13 protein-coding genes and 1 tRNA gene are annotated in these 16,293 nt (G+C 62.1%); 9 read left to right on the forward strand and 5 right to left on the reverse strand.

The genetic code is table 11. The features are described 5' to 3' along the window. Positions 1-301 precede the first annotated feature (301 nt). Positions 302-1,312, forward strand: coding sequence for a serine/threonine protein kinase (locus PCO31010_RS10405; RefSeq protein ID WP_150664229.1), 1,011 nt, complete (start codon positions 302-304; stop codon positions 1,310-1,312). Positions 1,313-1,402: 90 nt separating this feature from the next. On the opposite strand, the gene PCO31010_RS10410 is transcribed toward PCO31010_RS10405, so the two are convergent. Further along, complete coding sequence (locus tag PCO31010_RS10410) at positions 1,403-1,861, reverse strand: metal-dependent hydrolase (protein ID WP_150664230.1); 459 nt, start codon at positions 1,859-1,861, stop codon at positions 1,403-1,405. A 365-nt stretch (positions 1,862-2,226) separates the two neighbouring features. On the opposite strand from PCO31010_RS10410, the gene PCO31010_RS10415 reads away from it, so the two are divergent. From PCO31010_RS10415 to PCO31010_RS10425, 3 genes are all read left to right on the forward strand, one after another. Beyond that, positions 2,227-2,955, forward strand: a complete 729-nt coding sequence (locus tag PCO31010_RS10415; protein ID WP_150664231.1) for a transporter — start codon at positions 2,227-2,229, stop codon at positions 2,953-2,955. 125 nt (positions 2,956-3,080) lie between these two features. After that, positions 3,081-3,157: transfer RNA gene (locus PCO31010_RS10420), tRNA-Met, on the forward strand. Between the two features lie 169 nt (positions 3,158-3,326). Next, positions 3,327-4,139 carry a class I SAM-dependent methyltransferase gene (locus PCO31010_RS10425; RefSeq protein ID WP_150664232.1) on the forward strand — a complete coding sequence of 271 codons (813 nt, stop codon included), beginning with the start codon at positions 3,327-3,329 and terminating at the stop codon, positions 4,137-4,139. 45 nt (positions 4,140-4,184) lie between these two features. Here PCO31010_RS10425 and PCO31010_RS10430 read toward each other — a convergent pair whose 3' ends face one another. Then, positions 4,185-5,153 (reverse strand): bifunctional helix-turn-helix transcriptional regulator/GNAT family N-acetyltransferase, encoded by a 969-nt coding sequence (locus PCO31010_RS10430; RefSeq protein ID WP_150664233.1) that lies wholly within the window; start codon positions 5,151-5,153, stop codon positions 4,185-4,187. A 140-nt stretch (positions 5,154-5,293) separates the two neighbouring features. Next, on the reverse strand, positions 5,294-6,679 hold the full coding sequence (locus PCO31010_RS10435) for an aminotransferase-like domain-containing protein (RefSeq protein ID WP_150664234.1): 1,386 nt from the start codon (positions 6,677-6,679) through the stop codon (positions 5,294-5,296). A gap of 79 nt (positions 6,680-6,758) precedes the next feature. On the opposite strand from PCO31010_RS10435, the gene PCO31010_RS10440 reads away from it, so the two are divergent. Further along, positions 6,759-7,259 (forward strand): PaaI family thioesterase, encoded by a 501-nt coding sequence (locus PCO31010_RS10440; RefSeq protein WP_246184546.1) that lies wholly within the window; start codon positions 6,759-6,761, stop codon positions 7,257-7,259. A 63-nt stretch (positions 7,260-7,322) separates the two neighbouring features. Here PCO31010_RS10440 and PCO31010_RS10445 read toward each other — a convergent pair whose 3' ends face one another. Next, positions 7,323-12,725 carry an IPT/TIG domain-containing protein gene (locus tag PCO31010_RS10445; RefSeq protein ID WP_150664235.1) on the reverse strand — a complete coding sequence of 1,801 codons (5,403 nt, stop codon included), beginning with the start codon at positions 12,723-12,725 and terminating at the stop codon, positions 7,323-7,325. Positions 12,726-13,077: 352 nt separating this feature from the next. Here PCO31010_RS10445 and PCO31010_RS10450 point away from each other — a divergent pair, with 352 nt between their 5' ends. The 3 genes from PCO31010_RS10450 to PCO31010_RS10460 are packed head-to-tail and all read left to right on the forward strand — an operon-like array spanning position 13,078 to position 14,763. Further along, complete coding sequence (locus tag PCO31010_RS10450; RefSeq protein ID WP_150664236.1) at positions 13,078-13,689, forward strand: phage tail protein; 612 nt, start codon at positions 13,078-13,080, stop codon at positions 13,687-13,689. A 9-nt stretch (positions 13,690-13,698) separates the two neighbouring features. Next, positions 13,699-14,232, forward strand: a complete 534-nt coding sequence (locus PCO31010_RS10455; protein WP_150664237.1) for a phage tail protein — start codon at positions 13,699-13,701, stop codon at positions 14,230-14,232. 12 nt (positions 14,233-14,244) lie between these two features. Beyond that, complete coding sequence (locus tag PCO31010_RS10460) at positions 14,245-14,763, forward strand: phage tail protein (RefSeq protein ID WP_150664238.1); 519 nt, start codon at positions 14,245-14,247, stop codon at positions 14,761-14,763. A gap of 107 nt (positions 14,764-14,870) precedes the next feature. On the opposite strand, the gene PCO31010_RS10465 is transcribed toward PCO31010_RS10460, so the two are convergent. Continuing rightward, positions 14,871-15,278, reverse strand: coding sequence for a hypothetical protein (locus PCO31010_RS10465; RefSeq protein WP_150664239.1), 408 nt, complete (start codon positions 15,276-15,278; stop codon positions 14,871-14,873). A gap of 631 nt (positions 15,279-15,909) precedes the next feature. On the opposite strand from PCO31010_RS10465, the gene PCO31010_RS10470 reads away from it, so the two are divergent. After that, complete coding sequence (locus tag PCO31010_RS10470) at positions 15,910-16,251, forward strand: zinc ribbon domain-containing protein YjdM (protein ID WP_150664240.1); 342 nt, start codon at positions 15,910-15,912, stop codon at positions 16,249-16,251. Positions 16,252-16,293 lie beyond the last annotated feature (42 nt).

Here is a 16,293-nt window from a genome sequence, read left to right on the forward strand (position 1 = left end):
TCAACAGTTTTTTTCGCTTTCTTCGTTCGTCGCCGTAGCGACTCACAAGCTCCAAAACCACTAACCACCGGGCTTTCCAGCCCGTCGCTTCAACCTCGTCGCTGCTTTCGCTGCGTCGCTGTCGTTGCGAGAGACGGAATATTAATGACGTTCACGAACGAGCGCAAGCCCTTTGTGAAACTATTTTTACGAAGGCGCGTTTTCCTCGGCCTGTCGCGCGTCGCATACGTCATCGCTCTATATATAGGGACGACTCGACACCCCCTCACGCGCGCCCTCACCTTTGGGCACAATAGCGCGCATGAACACCGATCTCCCCCATGGCGCCGACGCGCCCCAGCACCCGTTCGCCGCTCTGCTCCCCGACACGGTCATTACCGCCGTGGAACAACTTGGGAGTTATAGCGATGGGCGTCTGCTCGCCCTCAACAGCTACGAGAACCGCGTCTACCAGGTGGGAATGGAAGACGGTCCGCCGCTGATCGCGAAGTTCTACCGTCCGCAGCGCTGGACCGACGACGCCATCCTCGAAGAGCACGCCTTCACCCAGACGCTCGCGCATCAAGAAATCCCGGTCGTCGCCCCGCTTGAGATTCACGGCGCGACCCTGCACCACTTCGACGGTTTCCGCTTCGCCCTCTTTCCGCGACGCGGCGGCCGCGCCCCTGAGCTTCAGGATCCTGACACGCTCAACTGGCTCGGCCGCTTTCTCGGACGCATCCACGCCCAAGGCGCAACGCAGCCGTACCAACACCGCCTCACGCTGGACATCGACACCTACGGCCGCGCCCCCGTCGACTATTTGTGGACGAACGACTTCATCCCGTCCGACTTGCGCGACGCCTGGCGCACCATCGTAGACCTGGCGCTCGATAGCGTCGCCCGCGCTTATGAGCGAGCGGGAGACGTCAAACTGCTACGGGTGCACGGCGACTGCCACGGCGGCAATGTCCTGTGGACGGATACGGGCCCGCACTTCGTCGACTTCGACGACACCTGCATGGCCCCGGCGATGCAGGACCTCTGGATGCTGCTCTCCGGCACGCGCGCGGAGATGACCGGTCAGTTGAACGAAGTCCTCTCTGGCTACGAAGACTTCGCCGACTTCAATCCCCGCGAACTGCATCTGACGGAAGCCTTGCGAACGTTGCGCCTGCTGCACTACAGCGCCTGGCTCGCCCGACGCTGGGACGACCCCGCGTTTCCCGCAGCATTTCCGTGGTTCAACACGCAACGTTATTGGCAGGACCGAATCCTCGAGCTTCGCGAACAAGTCGCATTGATGGATGAACCGCCGCTGACCTGGCGCTAACCGTCGCTCGGTGAGTCGAACCACTCAACCTACGCCGCCCGGCACCCACGCCCGACGTACGACGTCGTCGAACGCGTGCCGCCGGGCGCACTACCACCACCGCCACATCGCGAACGCCAGCGCCGCCACGACGCACCACTCCGCACTCGACCCCGTCGTCACATAGAGTGGCGACCGAAAGCGCGTTCGAAGCGGCCAACAGAGCGGCACACCGGAGGGCGTCAACCAGTCGGCCAGCAGATGCGAGAGATATCCCGCACATAACGCGAGCATCCACGGCGGCACATGCCCCCACCCATAAATACATGCAGCGATGGCGAGCGCGGGCAGCAAAAGCGAGTGCGTCATGCCGCGATGTCCGAACACCCCGGAGATCACCAGTGACACCGGGGCAATGCGACGCCCCAACATACTCTTTGGATGATCGATGTCGGGCAGCAACGCGCCGACGAGCGTAAGCGGCCACGCATGAACGCTGGCAGCCCAACCGGTGCGATGCATCAGCCACGTGGCAGCGACACCGAAAATGAGATGACTTCTGGCTTGCATAAAGGGCGAGTGAACAGGTAACGGCCCGCGAAATCGCATGCGATTCCGCGCCTGAAAAGGGGCCGAAGTCTACCACCGCGCACGGCCTGTGACTTTCACGATTGCGCCGTTCGTCACCACACCGAAAACCAACGCGCAAGGCCTTCGCCTTCCCAAACCGGAAACATCGGCAAATACGACACGTTCGCCGTTTTTTCACTGCAATCCGATTGACGGTGTCATATGCGGCCCGTACGATCCCGCCGACCGATTACACAATCGATTGCGCGTCCGGCAAATCGACAGGCGGATTCACCGCAAATCCGCCACAGATTCACAGCAAGACGACGCCGCACACAGAGAACAGGTCCCCGCCGGAGTTTTCGATGAAGAAGTTTCTGATCCTCGCCGCGACACTCGCGCCGCTGGCCGCACACGCGACGAACCCGCTCGTCACGGACGACACCGGTACGCAAGACACGGGCAACTGGCAGCTCGAACTCAACAGCGAATGGCTGACGCAGCCGACCTCGCGTCAACAGCAGTGGACCAACACGCTGACCTACGGTGTCCTGCCAAATCTCGACGTCGCCATTCAAGCCCCCTATCAGCGCACGCACCCCGACGGCGACGGTTGGACCAGCGGCTTCACCGATCTCCAGTTGCAAGCCAAATGGCGCTTCCTCGAAGGGGAACAGTGGAGTCTCGGCTTCAAGCCTTTCATCACACTCCCGACGGCCAGTCAGGACCGCGGCCTGGGCAACGGCCGCGCGACGACCGGGGCGAATCTGTTGATGCAGTACAACCTCGATCGCTGGACGTTCCTCGCGAACGTCGGCTACACGTGGAACAACAACGGCCTGGGCAATCGCACAAGCTTGTGGAATGCGTCGACGGCCGTGCTCTTCAGCGTGACGGAGGAGGTCCGACTCGTCGGCGACATCGGACTGGCCACCAATCCCGATAGCACGACATCGACCAAACCGGCCTACGCACTGGTCGGCGTCGTCTACAGCCCGACGAAGGATCTCGATCTGGACGTTGGCTACAAGCGCGGCCTGAACCCCGCATCCCTGAGCCATTCCGTACAGGCGGGCGTCACGATTCGGTGGTGAGCGGTGAATGCGCGGGATGCTTAAAAAACGCACACCTCGCGCATGAAATTCGGGAGCACCTTAAATTTAATGTCATAAATGCTTGACACAATGCACAGAATACCCGTATTATTCTTCTTCTCAGACGCGGGGTGGAGCAGTCTGGCAGCTCGTCGGGCTCATAACCCGAAGGTCACAGGTTCAAATCCTGTCCCCGCAACCAAATACGAAAAGCTCGTTGATCGCAAGATCAACGAGCTTTTGTCATTCTGACGTCGATTTTCAGGCGTCCGCCGACGACTCTCCCGATCGGTGATCGAACCTACCATTCGCGTGTCGCCCGCCTAAAATGAAAACGGCACCATCGCCAACGTTTTCATGCGGAGCGCATCATGCCCGACCATGACAAGCGATTCTCCGGCACCATCGCACAGTGCTACGACACGTTGATGGTGCCACTGATCTTCCACGCCTACGCGACAGACACGGCCACGCTTGTCGCAGCGTCACATCCCGCAACCGTCCTTGAGACGGCGGCGGGCAGCGGCGCAGTGACACGCGCCCTCGCGCCGAAGCTCGACGCCCATGCACACTACATCGTCACCGATTTGAACCGCCCGATGCTCGACTACGCCGCAAATCGGCAACCTGTCGATGACCGGCTCGAATGGCGTCAGGCCGACGCGCTCGCCCTGCCGTTCGATCCCGCCTCGTTCGATGTCGTCGTCTGCCAGTTCGGTGCGATGTTTTTCCCCGACCGCACGCAGGGATATGCGCAAGCCCGACGGGTGCTAAAGCCGGGCGGGCGTTTTGTCTTCAGCGTCTGGGATCGCATCGAGGAAAATGATTTCGCCAACGAAGTCACCGACGCACTCGCCACACTTTTTTCCGACGACCCGCCGCGTTTTCTCGTGCGTACTCCGCACGGCTATTACGACGTCAACCGTATCCGTGACGATCTGACACGCGCCGGATTCACTGACATCTCGATCGAGACGCACGCCAAGACCAGCCACGCGGCTTCCGCCCGCGACGCCGCCACCGCCTACTGCCACGGCACGCCGCTCCGTAACGAAATAGAAGCCCGAAATGCCTCGGCTCTTCCGATGGCGACCGACCTCGCAACGAAGGTCATTGCCGCGCGTCATGGCGCCGGACGCGTCAGTGGGAAGATTCAGGCGCACGTCATCGTGGCGACGGGATAGCCCGCATGAGGTATGAGCACGCCTCATGCCCCACGCGTGCGCCCATCAATCGCGCAGCCGAACAAACCGTTGCTCTACAACGCGGCTTCCCCATTGCTCGCCTTCCGCTTCCTCGGCGAGACGAAAACCGAACGATTCGTACAGATGACGAGCCGCGTCGAGCCCTTTGAACGTCCACAGATAGGTTTCATTGAAACGCGCGTCGACATACGCCATGGCCGCCGACATGAGACGCCGTCCAACGCCCGAGCCACGCAGCACGTCGTCCACGATGAACCAACGCAAATGCGCGACCCCCGTCTCCAGATTTCCATCGATGGCGAGCGAGGCCAGCGTGCGTCCGTTCTCGACGTACAACCATAGCGCCTTGCCCTCCGCAGGCAACGCCCCGGCAAACTCCGCCAGCCCCGTCGCCACTTTCTTCTCGAAGTAAGCGCCGAAGCCCCAGTGCTCTGCGTAGTAGCGAGCGTGCAGGCTCGCGATATCGCCGATGCATCCGGGCTGATATCCCTCCGCAATCTGCGCATCGATCCCAGCCTCGTCCACCCGTTTTGCCGAATTATCCTGGGCAAGCGCATCCGCATATAACGCGAGTGAGCGGACCAGCGCCTCCTGATCTGCGGGCACGATGCGTCGCAACGCACTTGACACCTGATCCGTCGCGAAGCGGTCGATCTTGCGCCGCAGCTTCTGCCCGGCCTCGGTCAGCGAGAGCTCGGAGGTTCGCGCGTCGTCGTTGGCTGTCGCGCGCCGCACGAGGCCGCTGGCCTCCAGCTTCGCCACTTGCCGACTCGTGTTCGATTTGTCGAGGCGCAGAATATTGCCGAGGTCCTTGGCGCTGATGCCGGGCGTCGCGCCGATTTCGATGATGGCGTGGACGGCCGAAGGCGCGAGGTCGCTGTCGGCCAGTGTGGTTCGCATGAACCCCAGCTCACGCACCAATTTCCGAGAGAAATCGCGGAGTTCAAGAATCTCCGCTTCGCGGGGCTTACCGGGCAGATCGACGAGGTCCATAGGGCATCTCACACAAGTGGCGAATGACGTCAGACGTGACGGTGACGCATAGAAGTTGCGTCACGCAACCAATATAGTTGCGATTCGCAACTTGTGCAAGGCAGTCGATTCCCGCGATGCCGGAGAACCGGCGAATCCCATCAAAACGGCATCTGCTCAATGACCTCACGCACCTCGGCGAGCACAGGTGCGACCTGCGCCTCGCTCATCGAACTCAATCCCAGCCGAAGGGCATGAGGCGCGTGCCGCGTGGTCGCGTAAGCCTGCGCCTTCGAAACAGCGATACCGCGCGCAGCCAGCGCGGACGCCACCCGATCCATACGCAACCCTTCGGGCAGCGGCAGCCAGAGAAACAAAGACGACGGATTCGCGACCACCTCCATGCCGCGCAACGCCTCACGGGCAACCGTCTGACGCCGCTTCGCCTGCGTGCGCTGACGTCCCTCCAGACGCTCGACGTCACCACTCGCGAGCCAGCGTGTCGCGATGGCCGTAACCACACTCGACAGACTCCAGTACGACGCCCGCACCACACGTTTGACCTGCGCTGCATACGTCTCAGGCGCAACGACATACCCGAAGCGCAAGCCCGTCGCCACGCTCTTCGAGAGACTCGACACGTAAAACGTACGCTCGGGCGCGAGCGTGACGATAGACGGTCCCGCGTTATCAACGAGATACGCATAAGTCGCATCTTCAATGATCAGGCAATCGTAACGTCGCGCAATCTCGACCAATCGCCGGCGCTGTGCCGTGCTCAACACCCAACCCAACGGGTTGTGCAACGTCGGCATCGTATAGATGGCCCGCACGGCATGGCGACGGCACACCGCTTCCAGCGCGTCGAGATCGGGGACCACATGCCCGCTTCGCGCGCTTGGCGCGCTTGGCACACTACGCTCGCTATGCCCCGCCGCGACGGGCTTCAACGCCAGCCCTGCCAGCGACGCCGTCATCTTGAATCCCGGATACGTCAGCGCGTCGACAGCCACAGCATCGCCCGGGCGCAACGCCGTTCGCACCACGACGTCGAGGCCTTGTTGCGCGCCACCGACGAGAAAGACGCACTCCCCCGTCACGTCGATCCCTCGCGCACGACGCAGATACGCCGCCACCGCCTCGCGTTCATGTTGCCGACCGCCGGGCGGCTGCTGATGCATCAGCGCACTGAGATCGCCAGCCGTCGCCAGCTCACGCAATGTCGCGCGCAGCAACTCGCTCTGATCCGGCCATGACGGATGGTTGAACGACAGATCCACGGCGCTGGAACTCAACCGCGCCTCGTCGTCGACGTCCCACTCGCGTTGCATCGGACGATCTCGCACGAACGTCCCCCGCCCCACCTCGCCGACGACCAGCCCCAGATCTCGCAGCTTCGCGTAGACCTTGGTCGCGGACGCAATTGCAATGCCGTACTGCGACGCAAGTTTTCGATGCGTCGGCAGTGCCGAACCCGGCGACAGCACACCGCTGCGGATATCGTCCGACAGGCGTTGGACAAGCGAGGAGACGGGGGAATCGGTCATGACTGTACGTAGGACAATTTCTTGATTGTCCGATTCTAGGCGGCGACACTGCAGATCGCAAACGTCAAACGAGACCGCCATGCCCCAGACGACCGACATGCCCCAAGACGCGCAATACCCGGTGCTGACCTACTTGCAGCGGATGCTTGACGGCACACTCAACGCAGACGAATCCCTCCACATGCGCTACCCGACGGCGATCTCGCAATTCCTCGGCTTTCGAATCGTGGAAGTCGGCGAGGCGCTCGCCGTCATCGAACTCAATACTCACCCTGAGATCCACGGCAACCAGCAAGGCACCGTACACGGCGGCCTGCTGTGCGAGCTGGCAGACGCGGCCATCGGCACCGCGCACTCGACGCTCATGGGCGAAGGCGAGACGTTCACGAGCATCGATCTGAAGGCGACGTTCTTGCGCCCGGTGTGGGACGCATGTCTGCTGGCACGCGCGTGGGCGACGCATCGCGGGCGCACCGTCTCGCACTATCAGTGCGACATCCTGCGTGAGGACGGCAAGGTCGTCGCACGCGTGGACAGCGCCGTCATGACCCTGCGCGGCGAGCATGCGAAGGGGCGGTGACAAAAAGTAAAAAGCCCGCCGATCACGAGACCGGCGGGCCTGTTCAACCAATGACGACGACCTTCAGAACGGTGCCGTGAACGTCAACCGGAAACCTTGCTGCAAGCCGCCCATCCCCGTCGTTACGCTGTAATCCAGCCCGAAGATGAGCGTACCGGTGCGCAGTTTCGTTCCCGCGCCGACTTGCACACGGTCGCTGCCGTACGGACTGCCCGGCACGAAGTACACCGGGCCGCTCGACGCGATATCCGCATACGCCAGCCCCGCCAGACTCTGACCGTTGAAGTCGTGCTGCAACTCCACGCGAATGTAGGGCGAGAACGTCCCGATGCGTGTCGCTTTCGCGAAACCTGCGCGCACGCCCAGTGTGCCGGAGAGCGTGTTCACGTTCTGCTTGAAGTACGTGAGCGCGTTCAGCCCCGCACCGGTTTCGCTGTACTGATCGAGCGTGGAGCGCGATGCCGTCAGACGTCCGTACGGCGAGAACAGCCAGTCGTCGGTCCGGTACTCGTAGCCCGCCGACAAAGAGCCGAAGAACTGTTGCCCGTTGCGCTTGCCGCGCGCGAAGTCGTTCGCGTCGATGACCCAGCGGCGCGAATCGAAGCTCAGCGTGCCGTAACCTGCGACGGCATCGACGAAGAGCACCGGAATCGGACGATAGCTCGCGTACAACGCACCGCTGTAGCTGTCGCCCGTACTGCGCGTGCCGGAACTGCCGATGTCGGTCGAGTCGTGTCCGTAACCGACGCCTGCCCCCAGCGAGAACTGGTCGGAGAAGCGATAGTCCGCGCCCATCGTCACACCACCGGTCGTGAACTTGAAGCCAGAGCGCTGGGCGGCGGTATTGGCGAAACCGAAGTCCACCGTACCGGCCGTCCAGTAGGCGAAGCGTTGGTCGCCATTCTCGCCTTCGCCGGGCAGGTCGGGACCGTCGCCCGTGGCAATGCCGCTCGTGCCGCTCGTGCCCGCAGTCTTGTCCGACTTGTCGCGCACGTCGAGGCTCTTCGCCTTGTTCATCGCCGTCGGGCTCACTTCTCCACGCAGGCAGGCGTCGCGATCCGTAATGCCGACGACGTCCTGGCAGCGCGCCGGGTCACGACTGTTACCCCGATCCGCCGACGGTAATACCACGTTCAACCCATTGCTCGACGGCGCACGTCCCTTACCGTGCAGCATTTCAAGACGCTGGTTGTAGTTGCCGATCTGCGTCGTGGCGAAACGACGAGCGGCCTCGACCTGTGCGCCGATGAGGCCGGTCACATCGGGGTCGGTCGTCGGGTCTTTACGCGGCGCGACCGTCACCTTCGCCGTGCCCGGGGCCGACGTCGCGTTGGCGTTCGACACCGTGTACGTGATCACGGCGACACCCGCGAACGCCGCCGCCGGTACGAAGCGCAGCGTGTACTTATTACCCGTGGCGACGGCGGCACGCGCGACACCCGCTGCGGCGGGTGCTGCCGATGTGCTGACGATCGTTGCCGTCCCGGCATTCGCAGGCGAGATCGACACAACATTCGCGCCAGTGAACGGTCCGCCTGTGGCACCCGTGGTGATATCGAAGTCCGCCGTGCCGTTAGCGGCGACGGACGTCTCTTGCGGTCCGGCCGTCACCGGTACGGCACGCACGGTCACCGTCACCGGAATCGGGGCGGACGTACCGATCGCGTTGGTCAGCGTGTAGGCAAACGTCACGTCGCCGTTGGTGCTCGGCGTCGGCGTATAGACGATGTCCTCACCGTTGACCACAGCCGTGCCGCTGGCAGGCGGCGTCGCAATCGCAATGCGCGTGAACGGCCCACCCACGGCATTGGCCGTCGCGCGGAACGAAACAGGTGCGCTGGAGAGCGTCTGCGTCTGCACGGCCGGGGCCGATGCGACCTGGCCCGTGATGTTGACGTTGTAGCTTTGCAGCGCGCTTAACGGCGTGCCCGGCCCGGTACTCGAATCCTTCACCGTGACGGTGAACGTGCTGGTGCCGGTCGACGTCGCCGTGCCGGACAACACGCCACTGACCGGGTCGAGCGTGAGCCCTGCGGGCAACGCACCGGTGGTGACCGTGTAGCGATAAGGTGCAACACCGCCCGTCGCCGTGAACGTCTGGGTGTACGCCTGACCGGCGATGGGCGTGGGTAGCGCGCTCGGCGTCAGCGTCATCGATCCCGTGTTGACGTTCAGGGGCAGCGTGACAGTTCTGGAGAACGGTGCGCCGGTGCCTGTGGTCGAGTCATCGAGCCGGATCGTGACGGAGAATGCCCCCGCTGCGGTTGGCGTCCCCGTGATGGAGTAATTGCCGCCGGATTGCGTGAGCTGCAAGCCGTTCGGCAGCCCGGTCGCCGTCACCGTGTAGCCCGCGTTCGCGCCCGAAACGGAGATGCCTTGGGTATAAGCCACGCCCAGCGTCCCGACGGCCAGCGAACTGGTTGTGATGTTCAGATTCGGCCCCAGCACGCGCAAGCTGTATCCGATCGAAGCCGAGAAATGGTTGGCGTCCGTTGCCGAGAGCGTCACGGAAGTGCCGGCCGATGTCTGCGTCGGTGTTCCGCTGATCGTGCCCGTGGTCGGGTTAAAACTCAGGCCCGTAGGCAATGTCCCGGTCATCACATACGTATAAGGCATCGCGCCGCCAGTTGCCTGAACCGTCTGCGAGTAAGGGACGGCGGCGGTCGCATCCGCCAGGACCACCGGCGTGAACGTGATCGTCGGTACGCCGATCGTCATGGTCAGCAAGCTGCTGGTGACCGGCGGGTTGGTCGTCGTGACGGTGTCGGTCGCCTTGATCGAGAAGCTAAAGGTGCCTGTCGCGCCGGGTGTACCGGAAAGCGTACCGTTGGAACTCAGCGTCAGACCGGTCGGCAAAGCGCCTGAAACCACGACATAGCTATACGTCCCCGATCCCCCCGATGCCGACGCCAGCGACGTGGTGCTGTAAGCCACGCCGACCGTACCGGCAGCAGGTGCCGATGGCGTGTACGCAAATGTCGACGGCAGCACCGTGACTGTGACGGTCCCGGGGGTCGATGTCCCGGCCACGTTCGTCATGGTGTAGGTGAACGTATCCGTTCCGGAGTAACCGGGCGTCGGTGTGTAAGTCAGCGTCGTACCCGTCGCCGCGGCCGTGCCGTGGGCGGCCCCTGTGCTAACAGCCACCGACGTGATGTGATTCGAGAGATCGACCGGAATGGGCACGGCTGAACTGTTGAACGGCACGTTGCTAAGCGATATCGACGCAGCGCTCGGCGGCGCAATGTACGTGAAGCGGTCGACCGCCCCTGTGGTGCTCGTCCCCCCGGGACCGGTGACGGTGACGTCCACCACCCCGGCCGATCCGGCGGGTGACGTGGTCGTGATCGACGTGTCGCTGCTCACGGAGAACCCCGCCGTCGTTGCGCCGAACTTCACGGCCGTCGCCCCGGTGAACCCGGTGCCCGTCACCGTCACGGACGTGCCGCCCGCAGTCGACCCGATGTTCGTCGACAGACCTGTGACCGTCGGCGCAGCAATATACGTGAACCTGTCATTGGCGCTGGTCGCGCTCGTGCCCCCCGACGTCGAGACGGTCACGTCGACCGTGCCGGTACCCGCAGGTGCATTGGCGGTCAGCGTCGTGCTGCTGTTGTAAGAGACGTTCGTGGCATTGGTCGTGCCGAACTTCACGGTGGACGACGGGGTGAAACCGGTACCGGTGATCGTCACGCTCGTACCCCCGCTGCCGCTGCCCGACGTCGGCGAAATCGACGTGACCGTCGGCACTGCGGTGTAGGTGTATTGATCGCCGGGGCCGGTAGCGCTCGTGCCGCCGGGCGTCGTCACGCGGATGTCGACGGTGCCGACGGAGTGCGGCGGTGCCGTTGCGCTGATCTGTGTGGCGTTGACGACGACAAAACTTGCCGAAGTCCCACCGAACGTCACCTGCGACGCGCCCGTGAAGTTCGTCCCGGAGAGGGTCACCGCCGTGTTCCCGGCGGTCGGCCCTTCCGTGGGCGAGACGGACGACACTGCCGGGGGCGATATGAACGTGAACCCGCCGACCTGCGTCACGGACCCTCCCGCCGTTGTCACGACGATGTCCGCTGCGCCTGCCGCGTGCGCAGGTGTGGTCACGGTCAGTGACGTCGCGCTATTGAACGTAACTGAGCTGGCCGCTGTCCCGCCGATGGTCACCGTCGATCCCGAAGTGAAATTGGTGCCTGTGATGGTGACGGACGTCCCCCCTGCCGTTGGACCTGTCGAAGGTGAAGTGGCTGAGAGCGAGGGCGGGGCGACATAGGTGTACTGGTCGCTCGCGGCCGTAGCACTGGTCCCGGCAGCGGTCGTCACGGTGATGTCGACCGTGCCCGCAGCACCGGCCGGTGCGATGGCCGTCAGCGACGAAGCGCTGGAGACGCTCACGCCCGAAGCCGTCGTCGCGCCGAATTTCACCGTTGTGCTTCCGACCACAAAGTTAGCGCCGGAAATCGTCACCGTCGTCCCGCCACCTGTGGGCCCCGAACTCGGCGAGACATTGGACACCGTAGGCACGTTGACGTATGTGAACTGATCGGCGCCACTCGTCGCGCTCGTGCCGCCGGGCGAGGTCACCGTGATATCGACGGTACCTGCACTCGCCGCAGGCGCTGTTGCGACGATCTGTGTGGTCGTTTTCGATGTGATGCTGCCCGCCGATCCTCCGAAGCTAACGCTTGTGACATCGGCGAGGTTCGTGCCGGTGATCGTCACGCTCGTGCCGCCGGCCGTCGAACCCTGCGTCGGAGAAACCCCTGTCACCGCCGGTGGCGGGACGTACGTGTACAAATTGCTCCCTGCCGACGACCCGCCATTGTTTGCCACCCCCACGCTGACCGGGCCTGCGGCGTGACTTGGTGCGACGGCTGTGATTTGAGTCTGACTGTTCACCGTCACACTCGTGGCCGCATTGACGTCGAAGAAAACCTGGGTCCCCTGGACAAAGTTCGTCCCGGTGATGACAACTGTATTGCCTCCTCCCGTCGGCCCGCTGGAGGGAGAGGTGCTGCTAGGTAGCGGGACACCGAGTTGACGCGTGATATTGATCGTGACCGGGCTCGCTGCGCCGGTCACCTGATACATCGTGAACGTCCAGCTCGTGTTCGTTGTCGCCGGGCTCGGCGTGAATATCAACGGGTAATCCGCTGTCGCAACAGTAAGATCCGCCTGAAGGGTTGACCCGTCTGCGGCCACGAGTGCCGTCGTGTCACCACCCGCTGTGCTGTAAAGACCTTCTCGCGTAGGGTCGCAAGCGCCCAAATTAGGGTCGGCCGTTGTAATCGTATAGACGGACTGTCCCGCCGGTGCCGCGTTCCAGTTGAACGTACACGGCGCAGCAATCGCAGACGACGCCCCGACGCTCGCGACAATCGCCAGCAAAACCTTCAGCCAGAAAAGCCAAAGCGTGGATAACCCGGGACGAGCGCCGGGCTCAGCGCGGCGCAAGCGAATGCTGGAAGACATGTTTTCCCCGAACCCCTGACCTGCACAGGCCCAGGGGTCACATTGTTATTTTTACCAATCGCTTCGATATCGCCAAATAAAACGCCAAAGCGCTTTATCACACATTTCGGTACTTTTTATTAATCGTTACCGACACCTCACGACACCGTGCGAACGCGTGGGAAGGGTAAAAAACATGAAAATGCGTGTCAAGGAGTACTTACAAAATTCAAACGCAGCGCCAGCGAATCAAGGGTTTTCACCGACGCTTTCACCCTTCATTTTTCGGCACATGAGAAAAATTAAAACGACCGTTTCAAATAATGAAACTAAAAAATAGCACTGCCAAAACAATTTAAATCACCGGATCTCGATGGCACAATTCGCGCCAACAACTCATCAAAAAATCGTGGCACTGCCACATAACGAGGAAGAACCAGTGGAAGCTTATCTCGGGGAAATTAGGTTGTTTGCGTTCGGTATGTCGCCGCGCGATTGGGCGCCATGTGCAGGACAACTGATGAACGTCAATATCAATCAGGCGCTGTTTTCGGTCCTGGGGATTCAATACGGGGGAGATGGCAGAAACACCTTCAAGCTGCCGGATTTGCGCGGGCGCGTCGCAATGCACCGTCTGCCGGGGACTTACGCACAAGGCGTTCCCGGTGGCGAAGAGACCGTCACGCTAACGCAGGCGCAAACGCCCGTTCACACCCATTCGTTTCAGGCCGCGACGGACAGCGGAACCCAGCCTATCGCCAGCACCGACAAGAACCGGCTGTTTGCGAAAAGCGCTGTGGTCGCCGATGGAAAAACGGTTGACGGCGCTGCGTTGTATGGCGCGCCGACGGAGCAAACGCTCGTCAAGGAATCGCCTGAAGCCTGTAGCACAACGTCCGACGCGGTCGGCCACAACAACATGCAACCGTCGCTGGTCATGAGCTACATGATCTGCATCAACGGCATTTACCCGTCGCGCGGCTAGGAGTTCGACATGACACCTTACTATGGAGAAATCCGCTTGTTCGCGGGCAGCTACGCCCCGGTTGGCTGGATGATCTGCGATGGGACGCTCGTCAACATTTCGGATTTTGAAGTCTTGTTCTCGTTGATCGGAACGACCTACGGCGGCGACGGCGTTAGCCGGTTCGCGTTGCCGGATCTGCGCAATCAGGTGCCGATCGGCATGGGGCAGGGATTGGGGCTGAGCAATCGCGTGCTGGGGCAAAAGCTCGGCAGCGCCACGGTCACGCTCAAGTCGACCGAGGTGCCGGGCCACGTGCATGACGTCTATGCGACGACCGGCGATGCCACCACGCCGACGCCGGGCGAAGGCGTCATGCTGGCCAAAACCGCAGCCAACTTCTACGACACGGGTGCGCGCAATCCGGGCGGCAAGGCCGCGTTGTCGCCGAAGGCCATCAAGCCGTCGGGCACCGCAGAACCGACGCCTCACAACAACCTCATGCCCACGGCGACGCTGAACTACATCATCGCCGTGGACGGCATCTATCCGTCGCAGGGCTGACCAGAGCAAAAAATGGACGAATACTACATTGGTGAAATTCGCATCTTCGGGTGCAACTACCCGCCTGCCTACTGGGCATTTTGCGACGGCTCGCTGTTCCAAATACGTTCCTATCCGGTGTTGTTCGCGGTGATCGGCAATCGCTTCGGTGGTGACGGCAGGCTCACGTTCGCCGTTCCCGATCTCCGGGGATATGTGGCGCAGGGGATGAATGCGGCGGGTGACTTGGGCAAGATTCAAGGCGCGACGACGGTCACACTGACTGACGAGAACATGCCGTCGCACACGCACACCGCTTATACGAACAACACGCGCCCGGGCAATGTGACCGGCGACGACAAGTTGCCTGCCCGATTCATCTCGGCGGGCGCGAACGCCTTCGTGGAGGATTCTGCGTCATCGCTCGTGTCGCTGTCGCCAAAGACGATGAGTGCCGTTGGCGCAGGCGCGGCACACAACAATATGCAACCGTTCCTGCCGATGAATTTTTGCATCGCATTGGAGCGTGGAGAATACCCGCCGCGTCCGTGAGGTCGGACGACAATGGTCAAATAACCAGCGCCCCACAGATAAGAGATATCGGTGCGCCATTGAAAGCCCGTCGGCAGTTAGCGACGGGCTTTTTTATCGATGCGGCATCAAATCCCGCCAAGCAAATCGTGCGAGTCGAGAATAGCGAAGGCGATTTCGGGGCGGGCGTCGAGGCAGCGTCGAATGGCCGCAGGAATGTTGGCGCGGGTTTTCCGACACAAGCCGGGTTGCGCGTCCAATTGAATGATGATGCCGCGAAGGGTTTTGACCTCGTTCGGGCTTGGCGTGATGCGCAACTGAATGCCGAGCTGAGCATGCATCAATCCGATCATGCGATTCAGATCGCTGTAGCTGGAAATCGCCTCGATGCGAGCGATCAGCTTCTTTTCCTCGGTTTGCGTGAGCTTCAGAATGGGCGGGATGCTTCCCGCACCCTGCAAGAGCGTTTCCCGCTCGCAGGTGCAGGCACCGGGCGGGCACTCCGTACGAATGGGAATCTGAATCTCGGCGGCCATGACGGGGACAGCGCAATTAAGGGGGCGTACGACAGGGAATGGCGGGCGTGGCGCCCATTATCGGCCAAACCAGTATCGCCGGTGTGACGCCCGGGAGCCATTAGGGATTTCAACGCCTGTGTGCGCCCCCCCAAAAAACGGCACAGGCTACGAGATCGCGCGATAACCCTGATCTGCGAGATGTTGTTGCAGCCACGCCCCACCGGACCGAGCGACAACTACGTTCTTCACGATAAACACGGCACTCCCGGCCAACATCGTCGCCGGATATCCGATGGACCAGAGAACTCCAACAAGGCAGTCAACGGCAACCAAACGCCCACCTCGGCGCACGAGCCCTTCCGAAAGTGCCCACAGAGATCCAAAAAGCAGCGCGGCCCAGTTGAAACCGGGCTTCACGCGACGCTCCGGCTTAGTGGAATGGATCATCAAAGTCGAAGGCATGACATCTGGTGGGAAAGAGTGAACACAGGCCATTTAACGTCTTACCATCGGCATTCTTTAGCCGATGGGACTTGTACGCGCGCTTCAGGATCACCCCCGCCCTTGAGCCAACGCAAGGAATCCCCCGGCCGACACCGTTATACTCTCGCGCTCTTATTGCCTTCGCTTTACTTCAGGGAAATATCTAATGAGCGCTCTGCCCCCGTGCCCGAAATGCAACTCCAAATTCACGTATGAAGACGGCGGGATGTGCATCTGCCCGGAATGCGGCAACGAATGGTCTGCGCAGGCCGAAGCGGCGGCGGCGCCGACGGAGCGCGTCTATCGCGATGCCACCGGCGCAATTCTGCAAAACGGCGACACCGTCACGGTCATCAAAGACCTGAAGCTCAAAGGCGGCGGCGGCACGATCAAGATCGGCACCAAAGTGAAGAACATCCGCCTCGTCGACGGCGACCACGACATCGACTGCAAGATCGATGGCTTCGGTGCAATGAGCCTGAAAGCGGAGTTCGTGAAGAAGGTGTAAGGAACGAGAACCGCCCGCCGGCCAACAACTCCGCGGGCTTCC

The sequence above is a fragment of the Pandoraea commovens genome, assembly GCF_902459615.1.
Classification (GTDB): domain Bacteria; phylum Pseudomonadota; class Gammaproteobacteria; order Burkholderiales; family Burkholderiaceae; genus Pandoraea; species Pandoraea commovens.